The sequence below is a fragment of the Cyclobacterium plantarum genome (assembly GCF_011290685.1).
Lineage (GTDB): Bacteria > Bacteroidota > Bacteroidia > Cytophagales > Cyclobacteriaceae > Cyclobacterium > Cyclobacterium plantarum.
This window is the reverse complement of sequence record NZ_JAANYN010000005.1, coordinates 227,993-242,586: the sequence shown is the minus strand read 5'-3', so window position 1 is coordinate 242,586 and position 14,594 is coordinate 227,993. Positions and strand designations below refer to the sequence as shown.

Here is a 14,594-nt window from a genome sequence, read left to right as displayed (position 1 = left end):
TTTGGACAGATGCCTATTTGCGGCCACGGTATTACCGCTGAAATTTTTCAGGCCGTTTCAATGATACCAATTCACCATAAATTGGGTAAACGTCAATTCAATTTACAAGCAATAATGAATCTCCAGACCTTTCGGGTATTTGTAACTACCCCCCCTTTGAGAAAGGGGGATTTTATTTTTTCAAAATTTGCAAGTACATTCCTGGATTTCGATATGCTCAGCACTTTTTAATGCCCCTTAGGTATCTTTTCCAGGTGGGATCACCTGGATGGCGGGGTTGATGGTGAGCAGGTCGGCAATCAGGGATTCGCTGTCTTCCGGGGCAATGTACACATCGTCATACCGCTTGTATTTTACGATCAAGCCTCCGGTAGCCAGTGCAGGCTTCACCCCCACCCAGCGGGTTTTGCCTTTAAGGATGGTCCGGATGCTACCTATGTCAATTTCTCCCTTGATATAGCCTGACTTGTAGTAAAAGGTATGACCCAGGACCCAATACCGGGTGTCAAGATAGGGCCAGATAATCAATAAGGCCGGAGCGGTCAGGGGGATGATCCTTCGCAACTTTTCCTTCCACGGTTTGGTACCCAAAAACCCGTATGCCAGTGGCAATACCAACATGGCGAGCAGTATACCCTGCATCAGGCGTCCTTTTTTGGCCTTGTATGTTTTCATTGTAAGTGGCTGCATCCCGTTATTTTTACTACTAAAAATAGGGAAGATTTGAGATTATTTAAAAATATCAAGGTAATTTTCAATGGAATCCAACAGGTTAAGAGTTAAGGGGCCTGGACCATTTAGGTTTGACCAGAACTAAATTTCTGTGATTGGACTTATTATCGGTAGCCAGGGAGATGGTTAAGGGTTTATAGGTTTAATTGGTTAATCGGTTAATTGTTTAATTGTAAGAAGTGGCTTTGAGCCTTAGAAAAAATCATCCCCAAATTTTTTATGTCGATTACTACTTAAAATTAGGATCAAAGCCGGAAATAAGAAAAAATGATTCAAATACCGATATGCTTCTCGATACGGCTGAGTCGCTGCTCATGATCTGTAACGTGACTTGCTACAAAATGCATCAACTCACCCATCTCTTCCTGGAATTCGCCAAAAGAATCTTTGAGTTGACCCGTAGAATCATGTAAAAAGGAAATTTTGGCATCCATATTATTCAAAGCCCGTTTTATACGTTGTTCAAATTCTTCAAACTTTTCCATACATGCTGAAAGATTAAGCCCCCATAAAGATAGTAATTTATTTTTATGATCGTTTAAACGAGCGTTTTAAACCAGCCTTACAAGCCAATCAGACCAACAAAACCATTTTTATTACCTACCACAATTCCTAAAAAGTAAATTCAACCACTATCTAAAAGTCGCTAATTTTTTAACACCCTACAGGTGATAAAAAGCCAAAGGAATGCACAGCATCAAACTATCACATCATGGAACCATCACACCATTCCGGACAATCATTTCCTTCACAGGATAAAACTGCCCGTTCACGGGAAAAACAGGTCAGTTCACGGGAAATACTATTATTCACTTATATTTTTTGATTTTATCCATTAGATTGGGAAGTAATAAGAGCAAAAACATATATAGATTCCTACATTCCTGTTAATCTACCTACGAATAAACTGTTTGAACCGCATGAATAATTGTTTCCACAGCTCCGGTAAAATCCTTGAATTGCTGAAGATTCGCTTTACCAAAGGAATACCGCATTGCAGACCTCAAGGAAATAAATGTCTATAAGTAGGTATATAGAGAAATTCTATCGCGATCAATGGGCATAATTCCCGGGTGTCCTTAGCTGGTCCGGGAAAACAATAAAATTCATTAATCAAAAGAAAAATGAAAAAATTAAATTTAGAAAAACTAAAGCTGGCAGCAGAGGATGTGCTGCAACGTAGCCAATTGGCGGGCATTTATGGGGGTTCTGGAGGTAGCGGAACTTGTGGATATACTTACAACGATGGAACTGGATGGTATGGCGAATGTAACGTCTCACGAAGTGAAGCCGAATTTCAGACACAAGGTTACCCCCCTGAAATGGCATATTGGTGTTGTGATAGTTGTAGCACCACCTTCTATTGTGGTTGAAAAAATTTGACTAACTTCAATTGGCTGCCTCTGTTGGGGTAGCTAATTTTCTATTTTAAATCTCAATTGACCTGATGAAATACATTATTCTGTTAACCTTTTTTTTGATTTCCTGTAATTTACGGAAGAAAAATAGGGAGTTTATTGAACCCACTCGGCTCAAGGAGAACATTATCTTTGAAAAACTAGATAGTGTTAAGATTAAATATTTAGGCGTCCCAACCGTCCATGATATTGATCCATCATCAAAAAAAATTATTTTTATGGAGCATAGCGAGACATCCCAAAAAATTACAATAGCTGATTTTGATGGGGCTATCCTGAACTCTTTTTCTAAATGGGGGGATGTACCCGATAGTTATGGAAATCTTCTAGCCGCTCTTAAATTTAATGGAAGCAATTCATTTCTTGCCTATGGAACAAAAGGTTTTTTGACTTACGATTTTGACGGAAGGCTGCAACAGTTGGTGAAACATAGTGAAAGCCCCAATCAAAGTTTCTCCCGAATCGGATTGGGTCGGGGAATGGAAGAATCCCAAGGTCAGTATTTGTACGTTAATCCATCACCTCGATCTGCTTCTAATAGCAAGGACCGTTTTTACGAAGAGCATTGTCCGCTAATATGGCTGGATCCGAAAACCGGAGAGAATGAACCGATTATTTATTTTCCTGAAACGAGCATTTTTCGGAGTGGAAAATATTTTTTCAGCAATGCCTGGGACCCCGTCTTTACTGTAACCGATAACTTGATCTATGTCGTGTTTGGATTGGAACCAACCATTTACGTTTTCGAAATCGATGCCTCCCATTCTTTAGTTTCCAGCATTCCACTTGATTTGCCTGATTTCAGGTTTTTTGAAGGTGCTGAAAATTTTTCCGACGATGTGAGATTTTTTGGCCAAGCAAGAACTTCAGGAAGGATACGTAACATAAAAAAGTTCTCTAAATACTTTATTGTCAACTATTTTCCTGGTTATGAAAGAATGGACATAGAGGAGGCTTTTGTCAATAAGTCACCATACGAAGCAAAGGTGTTTTGGGGGAGGATGCGAGAAAAATATCCAAATCGAATTGCCATTTTTGATTCGTCAGGAACCAGGTTAAATGATTTTGAATCAAAAGGATTAATAGCCAGTTCCATGGTTCTTCGCAATGGAGAACTATGGTTGATGGAAGAACCAGATGATGAAGTAGAAAAGGATTATTTCCGGTTATTTCGGGTGGGGCTGAAAATCGAAGATTGATAAATTGGTGAATTGGACAATCCCTCTTTAAAATAATTGAATTTAACCTATTATTTAAAAATTTTTGAAAACCACTTTCCCTTTCTTCAAACAACTCGATGCCAAAAACTGCGGCCCCACCTGCCTGCGCATCATTGCCAAACACTACGGCAAATTGATCTCCCTGCAGGAAATTCGGGAAAATTCGGAAACCACCCGCTCCGGAAGCAACCTGCTCAAACTTAGCGAGGCGGCAGAGGCCATTGGATTTAAGACCAAATGTGCCAGGCCTGGTATTAAATTTTTAATAAACAAATTTGTGCTATATTTGATACAGGTCGCACTGCAGGACCAAAAAATTAGGAAGCCCTGGATTCAAACCCGAAATTAATTTAATGGGCAGATTTTTATCACAAAAAGTTAATTTTCTATGATCCTGGCGTCAATCAGACTTGCACGCGGGAAATTTCTGTTAAAAACATGCATTCGCTAAGATGAAAATTTTATCTCTGTCCATTTTTTTTGCCTGCCTTTATGGAATCGTGTATTCCCAAACCAATTCACCAACCGGACAACTGAGTGGCAGCGTACTAGACGAAGGAAACAAGCCCTTGGACCATGTCTACTTTTTCTTAAAAAACTATCCGGAATTTAATGGACTTTCCAATTCTTCCGGGCACTTCTCCCGTCGATTTCCTGAGGTACTAAAGGAAGATACCCTGGTGGTGAACCACCCTGGATACCAACGGCTACAAGTTCCCCTGGCCCGGTTAAAATCAACCGGAAACAGCATCAGATTAGCGCAAGCAGTCATTGGCCTGGAAGAAGTCATCGTAAAGCCTGAAGATACCTCCCTGGAAGAAATGATTTCCAAAGCCATAGACAATATTCCCCAAAATTATCCCAATAAACGCCACCAACTGAGCGGTCTTTACCGCAAAGTTTCCACCAATTATGATGACTTTACCCATTTGGTGGAAGCCGTTGTAACGGTGGAAGACCTGGGATATGAAAAAGATGTACAGAGCACTAAAATAAAAATGGAATCTCTGAGACAGAGCGATGAACATGCCGAAGTTGACCCCTATATCTCAGCCATGAAAGCAAAGATTAGAAATCAGATCGAATCCATGGGTGAACCTGTAGGGGCTTTGAATCCAATTATCGGGACTTATCCCTCCAATTACATCAGAACTGCCTATGTTCCTGAAAGCCACTTTGGCAGGGACGGATACCGGTTTATGGGGATCCCTGAATTGCCCGTTTATCATCAATTTCTGGGCATGGAGTTTATCGGCACGGATACCATCTACCACATAGCCTTTGGCTCAGATGATCCCCCTGATGGCAGGAATTTCCTAAAAATAAATGGCCGAAACCATGCAATTGTCGAATACCAACTGGGCTATAGAAGTGGGGAGCACCAGGTCTATGTAAAGTTCAGGGAAGTGGATGACCGCTACTATCCGGAAATCATCCGGCTGAAGTCACTTAGGCTGATCAACCGGGATGTAGGTGTTCACCAGATGGATATCCATACCCTTTGGTTTGATAAGGTGAACACAGATCATTTAAAAAAAATCAGGCCCAGAGAGCTGCTCAAAAGAGAGCAGGAAATTGAACCAAACGAATTCCCCTTGGATGAAGGATTTTGGAAAGATAACGAATTCCTAAAGAACCACCCATTGGATAGCGCGATCATCAATAGCCTGGAAAGAAATGGAAAGCTGTTGGAACAATTTGAACAAAATGCGAAGGATTAATTCAATACTATGGGTACTCATTGTGCTGCTGGTCCTGTTTTTCTCCGCTTGTGGTAGAAACCAGGAAGTGAAGGATCAAGACGAGCAGGAAAATAGTGCAGAGATTGTCCTGGTACTTAAAGATAGCCTGGTTCGGGATTTTCTCAGGGAGCGAAAAGCCACTTTAAAATACCTGGATGACGCCAATATGCCTGTAACAATTGATTTCTCCGGAAATGAAAATAATTTGGTATTATCCATCGACACCGAAAGAAAAGCTGTAGACCTGATGTATACTGACAACAGCCAGACCCGATACAGCTACCTGCTGGCGAAAGGAGACAGTATATTTATTAGCCTGGACGAACGGAGGCCATGGCTAAAAACCTTAAACAGCGAACGATCTGTATACGATGACAATCTGGAACTGCTTCGCAATCGTGAATTGTACCATTCCACCTATACCCCACTTCAGGATTTCCATTTCCTGTGGCAGGCAAATTTTAACTCCCCAACACCGGTTGACCTCAGTGAAGAACGAATAAAAAGCAGAAAAAAGGCCCTAGAAAGTGGGGAAAAAGAATTATCCTGGCTGGACTCCCTGAAGAACACAGGCCTGATTGCTGAAAGAACCGCTTCTTTTTACAAAGCAAAGCTCCGGTTTGAATTGGACCACCTTCATTTTTTTTCCGGTGAGAAGGGGATTTTTGACCCAAGGGGAGCCTTAGATCACTTTACGGCATCTATCACCGACAGTTCCGAATACCTTCAGACGGTCTATTTTGATGAGTTTTCGGATTTTTTGCTGGCACAAATCAAAGCGAAAGATCCAAATGAGCTCCTTCTTCCGGACAGTTTGGTTTCAGGTCCAAGCCCATTCAGCAAGCGTATGCGTTTTAAACTCCTTGAGGAATCCCTCCCCCGCCTATCTTTTCAGGAAGCCGATAAATGGCTGAACAGCTATGGAAATCAGTTGGAAAATAAAGTTCAGGCTGATTTTTTAAAGGCCCGAATCAATACCTTGAAAAAAGAAAGGCCGGACATGGAATTGATGGGGCTCGGAAACCACCTGATGTCTTTTGAAGAATTGCTGCATCAGAAAAGGGGCAGTTACCTGTATGTCGACCTTTGGGCGGCCTGGTGCATCCCCTGCATCAAAGCATTCCCTGCTTTGCGGAACCTGCATGAACAAAACGAAGACCGGAGCCTCGAGGTCATTCACCTCTCTGTAGATAAAAACCATAAGTTTTGGGAGCAGGTGGTTCGGAAACATGGCATAGCCTTCCCAAACCGTTCATTTATCGTGCTGAATCTGGGTGAATCAAGCTTTTTGTATCAATTGGATGTCGCGTTTATCCCCCGGTACCTTCTCTTTGATCCTAAAGGCAAACTCATTCACCAAAATGCTCCGGGACCGGATCAGGATGACATCGAGCAAATTTTAGACGGATTTCTTAGATAGGGATTTGATTCGTTTTAAAATTCTTCTGCCTAGTCAACGAATAGGCAACCGAAATCCGCATATTTCATTTACTGGATACTATTGGGCAAAAATTAAAATCCAGATCTTCCATAATCTGCCTTACTAAGGTGGTCTTACCTACCTGTCGAGGTCCGTAGATGACCTGTATAAATCTCCTGGGTTCATCTTTCAGCCGTTTCAGCAATCCTGCTTTTTCTGTTCTTTGGTACGCCATAATATTTTACTTAATATATTGAGTAAATGCAAAATTCTAAATTATTTATTTTCAGCGGATTTAAAATTATAGTCTGGGACTGCGATCAGTGCCTTTACCGGGGATGAAGCCAATAAAAGTATATTATACTGGATCAACTGGGCCTGGCGTTTATCCCCGGATACTTGCTCTTTGAAAAGGATGGAAGAGCATTTGCCGGATGACTCCATCAGAATAAACCGGAACTGCCTTGCCAATGTTAATTTAATCCAATCTTTTTTACCTAAGGAAAGAGAGATGATGTTACAAAATGATCTTTGTCTGCGGGTATCCAAATCCAAATGGACCAGCATCAAAAAGGAACTCATTCAACGTACCTCACCCAAAAAGGCCATTCAGAAAACATCCTAATCCCATTTCCGGAAATTTAGAGAAATTTTTGGATGACAAAAGGCCGGGTAAAAAACGTGGAATGCTATCAGGGTAGGCTTCTTGACACCTTTGAGAAATGCATTTTGAAGGACAGCGAGGTGGTTGCGAAGTTGACAGCCATTATGAGAGAACGGTTAGGTTATTGGCTTTAACCAGGTAGTTATCGCCAAGTTTTTACCTGCAGGTAATTGCGGAAAATTGATTAGATTTGAATAAAAACAATAAAATGCACGCATTAATTGAGCAACGAAAAGAAGAGCTTAAGAATATCTGCGAAAGACTAAAAATCAAAAGACTTTATGCCTTTGGCTCTGCCGTGGCTTCAGATAAGTTGAGAGGGAATAGTGATATTGACTTCTTGATATCATTTGACGACAAAATATCACCTGAAGAATATTCTGAGAATTATTTCCAATTGCAATATGCATTGAGAAATCTTTTCAATCGGGAAATAGATATAATTACCGAACGTTCCTTATCAAATCCCTACTTTATTGAAAGTGTAAACAAGAATAAAGTCCTGATTTATGAAGCATGAAATAAAAAAAAATCTTTATGACGTGAATGTTTCCATAAACTCAATTTTTGACTATTTGGGCAATGACCTTGACTTTACAGAATATTTGAACAACAAGCTTTTACGTAGAGCTATAGAAAGAGAAATAGAAATTATTGGTGAAGCAATAAACAGAGCATTGAAGCAAGACCCAGACTTGCAAATTGAGAATGCAAAAAGAATAGTCGATACTAGGAATTGGGTAATACATGGATATGATTAAAGTTGACGATGTGATAATCTGGGGAATTGTGGTGAACCACCTACCAAAACTGCAAGAAGAAATTCAAAAATATTTACAGGATTGAGTTAATTGTAAATGAAATTTATTGATAGGCCAATTTGACCGGATTATTCCTGATACTAACCAACTTTTACCTTTTTCCCCCTGTTCTGACGGAAACCCTATCCGTGCCCCTGGACCACCGGGAGCCCCGCGGCAAGCAAATAACCATCAGCTACACCCTTTCCCAACCCTATCAGGACCAAAAGGAAACCATTCTGCTTCTGGATGATCCACTGGACAACTATTTTCAGCAAAGTATGGATCTCCGGGATCTGGCGGATGAATTTAACCTGGTGCAAATCAAAGGGCGCCATCAGTCCGAAGTCCTGCTGACAACCATCCATATCAGCGGGCAAACGGACTGGTCCAAAGCCTACCAGCTACCGAACGTGGACCAGCATGTCCGGGACCTGGAAAGGGTCCGGAAAGCCTTACCCGGAGATCAGCCGGTGCATTTGGTGGGCTTTTCCGGTGCTGCCGCCTACCTGCATTATTACCTGAGCCTGTATCCCGAAAAAGTCAGTTCCCTGATTTCCTTTAACCCCCTACTTCTTGACCTTCAAAAAAACCTGAACTTCCGGGACCCGGCCCCCTGCCCGGAAGCGCAGGCCAACCGGTTTTGGTTCGGCTATTTATGGCATGCATATGCCGAAAGGCTTTGTCCGGATACGGGTGATACCGATGATTTTCCTTTCTATGCCTTTTTACAATGGGGATTTTTGGTGCCGGGCCTATGGGAAAATAGGGAAGATGATGTGGCACTAAAAGTACGGCTGTTTGAGCACAGTTATAATTTGGTGGCAAACCGGCTGAACGATCAGCCTCCTTCCATTGCGGCAGCCTGGATGAAACAGGAAAGCCAGCCCATCTGGAAGGAATTGGAGCAAGCTTCTTTTTCGGTGCATGGAGTGGATTACGACAAAGGCAGGCTGTACGAAGGAAAGGTACTGATCGTGGGCGCTGTCCATGACAAACTGCTATCCAGGTATTGTTACGATGTATTGGCGGAGTTCTACCCCCAGTCCAGCCTTATGCTGCTACGGGATGGACATGCTTTGGGGAAATTGAGGGCTACCGGATTGCAGGGGGAGCTTATCCGCTCCTTTTTACTTGAGGATAATCAGGAAAAAATCGGCGTTTACCAATCCCTTCGGGAAGCCGGGCTGCTTTATGATAAAAGGGATAGGTATAACTTTTGAGGTCTTTAAGACCTCGATGGTTTCTTTCGTAAACGTTCCAGAAAAGACCTTCGGGGTTCGGAAAACCCCAAAGGTCAATGTAGTCAAACCTTTGAGGTCTTTGAGACCTCGAAGGTTTTAAACGTACACGTTCCAGGAAAGACCTTCGGGGTTCGGAAAACCCCAAAGGTCAATATCCATAACCTTTGAGGTCTTTGAGACCTCGAAGGTTTCTTTCGTACACGTTCCAGAAAAGACCTTCGGGGTTGGGGAAAACCCAAAGGTCAATATCTATAACCTTTGAGGTCTTTCGGACCTAGAAGGTTTTTTTAGTTTCCCTAACCTCACTTCTTCTTAAACAAGGAATCCACAAATTCCCTTCGGTCAAAGACCTGCAAATCGGTCATCTTCTCTCCCACTCCGATGTACTTTACCGGAATCTTGAATTGATCCGAAATGCCGATGACCACGCCTCCTTTGGCCGTCCCATCCAGCTTGGTGATGGCCAGGGCACTGATTTCGGTGGCTTTGGTAAATTCTTTGGCCTGTATAAAGGCATTCTGTCCGGTAGAGCCATCCAATACCAGCAAGATCTCATGGGGTGCCTCGGGGATAAATTTCTGCATCACCCGCTTGATCTTGGTCAGTTCGTTCATCAGGTTGACCTTGGTATGCAGCCGACCGGCCGTATCCACAATCACCACATCGGCCTTCATTTCCACGGCCTTTTTTACCGTATCAAAGGCTACCGAAGCAGGGTCGGTGTTCATGCCATGAGAGATAACCGGCACATCCACCCGCTCTCCCCAAAGGATGAGCTGGTCCACAGCAGCCGCCCGGAAGGTGTCGGCCGCCCCCAGCACCACTGACTTTCCGGCCTGCTTGAATTGGTGGGCGAGTTTTCCTATGGTGGTGGTCTTGCCCACCCCGTTTACGCCCACCACCATGATCACATAGGGCTTTTTTCCTTCTGGAAGATCAAAATCGTCCAGATCAAGGGTGTTGTTCTCCTCCAGCAATCCCGCCACTTCTTCCCGCAACAAAAGATCCAGCTCGGAAGTGTTGATGTATTTCTCCCGCTCCACCCGCGCTTCGATGCGCCGGATGATCTTGATCGTGGTATCCACACCTACATCTGAGGTGATCAGGATCTCTTCCAATTCATCCAGGATATCATCATCCACTTTGGACTTGCCTACTATGGCTTTCCCTAACTTGGAAAAGAGATTTTTGCTGGACTTCTCCAGTCCTTTATCTAAACTTTCTTTTTTCTCGCTGGAAAAAAAACCAAATACTCCCATAATTTTTACTCTAAGGCCCGAATATACGCAAAAATCCCTTTCGATAAGAACCGAAAGGGATGTATAAATGCTTTAAGATGGGGATACTCCTTTATTTTTTAAGGGTCTCCTGAACCAAAGGGCTGGGCACCATTTCTTCCTTGAAGGTATAGGCACCGGTCTTTTCTGAACGGACAGCTTTGATCACTTTGGCATACGATACGCCGCCTTCTTTTTTCAGTGTTGCAACTACTTTCTTAGCCATGATTGTATTGTTTTATCCCTGAGGGAAAATTTCTTATTTGATTTCCTTATGAACCGTCACTTTTTTCAATATGGGATTGAATTTTTTCAATTCCAAGCGCTCGGTGGTGTTTTTTCTGTTCTTGGTGGTGATGTAACGGGAAGTGCCGGCCATGCCGCTTTGTTTGTGCTCCGTGCATTCCAGAATCACCTGAACTCTGTTACCTTTCTTAGCCATTTCGTTTTGTAATTTATAGTGGTGTTGAGGTAAATCTTATTTGATAACGATGTCCCCTTTTTTCTGCGCATCTTTCAGTACGGCGCTGATTCCTTTTTTATTGATGGTCCTCAAAGCAGAGGAGGAAACTTTCAAAGTAATCCAGGCATCTTCTTCGGGAATATAAAAGCTCTTCTTGTGCAGGTTGGGGTAAAATCTACGCTTGGTTTTATTGTTGGCGTGAGATACGTTATTGCCTACCTGAGGCCTTTTTCCGGTAATGTCACAAATTTTTGCCATGATATATGTATACAGTAATGATTGACTTTTTTCAATTGGGTTTGCAAATATCGGAAGAATTCATTAAATAACAAAAGCAGGCCCTATAAATATTTAATAAATCCCTGCTTGCCAACTTTTTGGTTTTGGGCCATGATTACAGCAGCCTTTTCTTATATTTGCCCCTTGGAGCCAAAAGCTCCTAATTTACAATACTATTGATTATAATAAGGAGATCCATGATGCAGGAGATCAGTTCAAGCCAGGAAGCCATACAGCTGGAAAGCAAATACGGCGCTCACAATTATCACCCCCTACCCGTAGTCCTTAGCAAGGGTGAGGGCGTTTACCTTTGGGATGTGGAAGGGAAAAAATACTTTGATTTCCTTTCCGCCTATTCGGCCGTCAACCAGGGCCACTGCCATCCAAGAATAAAGGAGGCCCTGATCGAGCAGGCCGGTACCCTTACCCTCACATCCCGGGCATTTTATAATGATGTGCTGGGGCCTTATGAGAAATACATCACCGAATACTTTGGCTTCGATAAGGTACTGCCCATGAATACAGGTGTGGAAGCCGTAGAGACCGCCATTAAAATTGCCAGAAAATGGGGCTATGAGAAAAAAGGAGTTTCCGAGCAGCAGGCGAAAATCATCGTGGCAGAGGACAACTTTCACGGCCGTACCACTACAGTGATTTCCTTTTCCAATGACGAAAACGCCCGCAAAAACTTTGGCCCCTACACTCCGGGATTTATCCGGATACCCTACAATGACCTGACGGCACTGAAAGCGGCACTGGCCAATAATCCCGACACGGTGGGCTTTCTCATCGAGCCCATACAGGGAGAAGCCGGCGTCAATACCCCGGATGCGGACTATATGAAGGAGGCGAAAAAACTATGTCTGGAATACAACACCTTATTGCTGGCAGATGAAATACAAACCGGTATAGCCCGAACAGGTTCATTGCTGGCCGTTTGTGGTGACTGCAGCTGTGAGGGGCATTGTGAAAAGCAGGAGACCTATGTGGAACCGGATATCCTGATCCTGGGCAAGGCACTTTCCGGAGGCTTCTTTCCGGTATCAGCTGTTTTGGCCAACGAGACCATCATGGATGTCATTCACCCGGGCCAACATGGCTCCACTTTTGGTGGAAATCCTTTGGGAGCCAAAATAGCCATGACAGCACTGGAGGTGGTAAGGGATGAAAAACTGGCTCAAAATGCCAGAGCTCTCGGTAAAATTTTCAGGGAACGGATGCAACAGCTGGCTGAAAAATCTCCATTGGTGAAGCTGGTAAGGGGCCGCGGACTGTTGAACGCCGTAGTGATCAATGACAGCAGTGATGGTTCTACTGCCTGGGATATTTGCCTGGCATTAAAAGACAATGGACTGCTGGCCAAACCCACCCATGGCAATATCATCCGCTTTGCCCCCCCATTGGTCATGACCATGGAAGAGTTGCACAGCTGCTGCGATATCATAGAAAAAACCATTCTGGCCTTTGAAAAACCTGCTGTAAAAGCATGAAAAAACAAGCTGTTATCTTTGATATGGATGGGGTGATCTGCCATACCAATCCCTACCACTCGGAAGCCTTCCGGGTGTTTTTTGGCAAAAGAGGGTTAAGCCCTACAGAGGAAGAGTTTGCACAACACATGTATGGCAAAAGCAATAAATACATCTTCAGCCATTTCTTAGGCAGGGATTTTGAAGGTGAAGAATTTTCGGCGTTGGAAAACGAAAAAGAAGGGCTATTCAGGCAAATATATGCCTCGAAAGTAGAAACTATTCCTGGTTTCCTTCCTTTTTTGGATGATTTAAAAACAAGCGGCTTCCGCACCGGAGTAGCCACTTCTGCACCGGCTGCCAACCTGGAACTGATCATGGGAACGCTTGGCTTTGGGCCAAAAATGGAATCTATATTGGCCAGTGAACATGTAAAAAAGCACAAACCCGATCCGGAGGTTTACCTGACATCCGCCAGAAACATGGGAATGAAACCCGAAAACTGTCTGGTTTTTGAAGATTCCTTCAGTGGGGTTTCCGCTGCCCGCAACGCCGGCATGCAGGTTATCGGTGTGCTTTCTTCTCATAGCAAAGAAGAATTGCCCCCATGTAATCTGTATATCGAGGATTTCCATGAAGTGAATGCCCGGATAATTGCAGACCTGCTAACCTGAGTCATTTTATGCAGTGGGTATGCCCCAATAGGCGGGCAAATCCCTTACCTTTGTCAGCAAAGAAGTTATATCGATTATGAACAGAAGACCCAGAAGAAACAGGAAATCCGCAGCCATTCGTTCCCTTGTAGAAGAAACCAGGCTTTCAGTGAAAGACTTTATTTTTCCGCTTTTTCTGATCGATGGTGTCAATCAGAAGGTAGAAGTAAAATCCATGCCGGGTATCTACCGCTATTCTCTGGATCTGATGCTGGAAGAAATCGATGACTGCCTGAGTCTGGGCATAAACGCTTTTGATATTTTCCCGGCCTACCCGGAAGACAAGAAAGACCGATTTGCTACAGAAAGTTACCGGGAAGACACCTTTTATTTAAAGGCCCTGCGGAAAATCAAGCAAACCTTCCCCCAGGCCTGCATCATGACAGATGTGGCCATGGATCCCTATAACTCCGACGGGCATGATGGCCTGGTAGAAAACGGTAAAATATTGAATGACGAAACCCTGGAGATTCTGGGCAAAATGACTTTGGCTCAGGCCAGGGCCGGAGCGGATATCATCGGCCCCTCCGACATGATGGATGGCCGGGTGGGCTATCTGCGCAAACTGCTGGATGAAAATGGCTTCAAAGAGGTTTCCATCATGTCTTACACGGCCAAATACGCCAGTGCCTTCTACAATCCCTTTCGCGATGCCCTGGATTCTGCTCCCAAATCAGGAGATAAAAAAACTTATCAGATGGACCCGGCCAACAGCCGGGAAGCACTGATTGAGGGTCAGCTGGACATGGAGGAAGGGGCAGATTTTTTAATGGTCAAGCCTGCTTTGGCCTATCTGGACATCATTCAACTGCTGCACCAGCAATTTCCAATTCCTATTGCTGCCTATAATGTGAGTGGGGAATATGCCATGATTAAGGCTTCGGCCGCAAATGGCTGGCTGGACGGAGAGAGGGCCATGCTGGAATCCCTGCTCAGCATCAAAAGGGCGGGAGCCAAGATCATTTTGACCTACTTTGCCAAGGAAGTCGCGTTATACGAATCCTAACAATGGTTTGATTTTTTCGTAATTTAAAAACCTATTACCAGTAATATATCTATAAAAAACACCCATTCGTTACAGAAAGTAAATTTTTTATTAGTTTTTTTTGCCTTATTCATAAAATATATTTTTTGTTAAAAAAATCCTACTTTA

At 43.4% G+C, this 14,594-nt stretch carries 19 protein-coding genes; 12 read left to right on the top strand and 7 right to left on the bottom strand.

Annotation, left to right across the window (positions count from 1 at the left end; genetic code table 11):
- Positions 1-237: 237 nt before the first annotated feature.
- Together G9Q97_RS13420 and G9Q97_RS13415 are read right to left on the bottom strand one after the other, a co-directional pair.
- Complete coding sequence (locus G9Q97_RS13420) at positions 238-675, bottom strand: PH domain-containing protein (RefSeq protein ID WP_166147640.1); 438 nt, start codon at positions 673-675, stop codon at positions 238-240.
- Positions 676-1,004: 329 nt separating this feature from the next.
- A complete protein-coding gene (locus tag G9Q97_RS13415; protein WP_166147638.1) occupies positions 1,005-1,217 on the bottom strand; it encodes a hypothetical protein in 213 nt (70 codons plus the stop codon).
- Between the two features lie 682 nt (positions 1,218-1,899).
- On the opposite strand from G9Q97_RS13415, the gene G9Q97_RS13410 reads away from it, so the two are divergent.
- The 5 genes from G9Q97_RS13410 to G9Q97_RS13390 all read left to right on the top strand — a co-directional run bounded on the left by G9Q97_RS13410 (position 1,900) and on the right by G9Q97_RS13390 (position 6,532).
- Entirely contained in the window at positions 1,900-2,115 is a 216-nt protein-coding gene (locus tag G9Q97_RS13410; protein WP_166147637.1) for a hypothetical protein, read from the top strand.
- 253 nt (positions 2,116-2,368) lie between these two features.
- The gene (locus G9Q97_RS13405; protein WP_166147635.1) at positions 2,369-3,349 is read left to right on the top strand and encodes a hypothetical protein; all 981 of its coding nucleotides are present in this window, start codon (positions 2,369-2,371) and stop codon (positions 3,347-3,349) included.
- Positions 3,350-3,413: 64 nt separating this feature from the next.
- Positions 3,414-3,719, top strand: coding sequence for a cysteine peptidase family C39 domain-containing protein (locus G9Q97_RS13400; protein WP_166147633.1), 306 nt, complete (start codon positions 3,414-3,416; stop codon positions 3,717-3,719).
- A 103-nt stretch (positions 3,720-3,822) separates the two neighbouring features.
- Complete coding sequence (locus tag G9Q97_RS13395; RefSeq protein ID WP_166147631.1) at positions 3,823-5,091, top strand: carboxypeptidase-like regulatory domain-containing protein; 1,269 nt, start codon at positions 3,823-3,825, stop codon at positions 5,089-5,091.
- Entirely contained in the window at positions 5,078-6,532 is a 1,455-nt protein-coding gene (locus G9Q97_RS13390; RefSeq protein ID WP_166147629.1) for a TlpA family protein disulfide reductase, read from the top strand. Before G9Q97_RS13395 ends, G9Q97_RS13390 begins: the two co-directional genes overlap by 14 nt.
- A gap of 64 nt (positions 6,533-6,596) precedes the next feature.
- Here the strand turns inward: G9Q97_RS13390 and G9Q97_RS13385 are convergent, their stop codons facing one another.
- Positions 6,597-6,767, bottom strand: coding sequence for an ATP-binding protein (locus G9Q97_RS13385; RefSeq protein WP_246255659.1), 171 nt, complete (start codon positions 6,765-6,767; stop codon positions 6,597-6,599).
- A 180-nt stretch (positions 6,768-6,947) separates the two neighbouring features.
- Between G9Q97_RS13385 and G9Q97_RS13380 the strand changes: the two genes are divergently transcribed.
- The 4 genes from G9Q97_RS13380 (at position 6,948) to G9Q97_RS13365 (ending at position 9,219) form a co-directional block, all read left to right on the top strand.
- Positions 6,948-7,157 carry a LytTR family transcriptional regulator DNA-binding domain-containing protein gene (locus G9Q97_RS13380; protein WP_166147628.1) on the top strand — a complete coding sequence of 70 codons (210 nt, stop codon included), beginning with the start codon at positions 6,948-6,950 and terminating at the stop codon, positions 7,155-7,157.
- A 229-nt stretch (positions 7,158-7,386) separates the two neighbouring features.
- Positions 7,387-7,716 carry a nucleotidyltransferase family protein gene (locus G9Q97_RS13375; protein WP_222851990.1) on the top strand — a complete coding sequence of 110 codons (330 nt, stop codon included), beginning with the start codon at positions 7,387-7,389 and terminating at the stop codon, positions 7,714-7,716.
- On the top strand, positions 7,706-7,957 hold the full coding sequence (locus G9Q97_RS13370; protein WP_222851989.1) for a HepT-like ribonuclease domain-containing protein: 252 nt from the start codon (positions 7,706-7,708) through the stop codon (positions 7,955-7,957). Before G9Q97_RS13375 ends, G9Q97_RS13370 begins: the two co-directional genes overlap by 11 nt.
- Before the next feature lie 119 nt (positions 7,958-8,076).
- Positions 8,077-9,219, top strand: a complete 1,143-nt coding sequence (locus G9Q97_RS13365; RefSeq protein ID WP_166147626.1) for an alpha/beta hydrolase — start codon at positions 8,077-8,079, stop codon at positions 9,217-9,219.
- Between the two features lie 323 nt (positions 9,220-9,542).
- Here G9Q97_RS13365 and ftsY read toward each other — a convergent pair whose 3' ends face one another.
- The 4 genes from ftsY to rpmB form a co-directional block, all read right to left on the bottom strand.
- On the bottom strand, positions 9,543-10,499 hold the full coding sequence (ftsY, locus tag G9Q97_RS13360; protein WP_166147624.1) for a signal recognition particle-docking protein FtsY: 957 nt from the start codon (positions 10,497-10,499) through the stop codon (positions 9,543-9,545).
- 91 nt (positions 10,500-10,590) lie between these two features.
- Positions 10,591-10,743, bottom strand: coding sequence for a DUF4295 domain-containing protein (locus G9Q97_RS13355; RefSeq protein WP_162341906.1), 153 nt, complete (start codon positions 10,741-10,743; stop codon positions 10,591-10,593).
- A 33-nt stretch (positions 10,744-10,776) separates the two neighbouring features.
- The gene (rpmG, locus tag G9Q97_RS13350) at positions 10,777-10,959 is read right to left on the bottom strand and encodes a 50S ribosomal protein L33 (RefSeq protein WP_163380267.1); all 183 of its coding nucleotides are present in this window, start codon (positions 10,957-10,959) and stop codon (positions 10,777-10,779) included.
- A 36-nt stretch (positions 10,960-10,995) separates the two neighbouring features.
- Positions 10,996-11,238, bottom strand: coding sequence for a 50S ribosomal protein L28 (gene rpmB / locus G9Q97_RS13345; protein WP_073095464.1), 243 nt, complete (start codon positions 11,236-11,238; stop codon positions 10,996-10,998).
- A 218-nt stretch (positions 11,239-11,456) separates the two neighbouring features.
- On the opposite strand from rpmB, the gene rocD reads away from it, so the two are divergent.
- The 3 genes from rocD to hemB all read left to right on the top strand — a co-directional run bounded on the left by rocD (position 11,457) and on the right by hemB (position 14,447).
- A complete protein-coding gene (gene rocD, locus G9Q97_RS13340) occupies positions 11,457-12,749 on the top strand; it encodes an ornithine--oxo-acid transaminase (protein ID WP_317168760.1) in 1,293 nt (430 codons plus the stop codon).
- The gene (locus tag G9Q97_RS13335) at positions 12,746-13,402 is read left to right on the top strand and encodes an HAD family hydrolase (protein ID WP_166147623.1); all 657 of its coding nucleotides are present in this window, start codon (positions 12,746-12,748) and stop codon (positions 13,400-13,402) included. Before rocD ends, G9Q97_RS13335 begins: the two co-directional genes overlap by 4 nt.
- 76 nt (positions 13,403-13,478) lie before the next feature.
- Positions 13,479-14,447, top strand: coding sequence for a porphobilinogen synthase (gene hemB, locus G9Q97_RS13330; RefSeq protein ID WP_166147621.1), 969 nt, complete (start codon positions 13,479-13,481; stop codon positions 14,445-14,447).
- Positions 14,448-14,594: the final 147 nt, after the last annotated feature.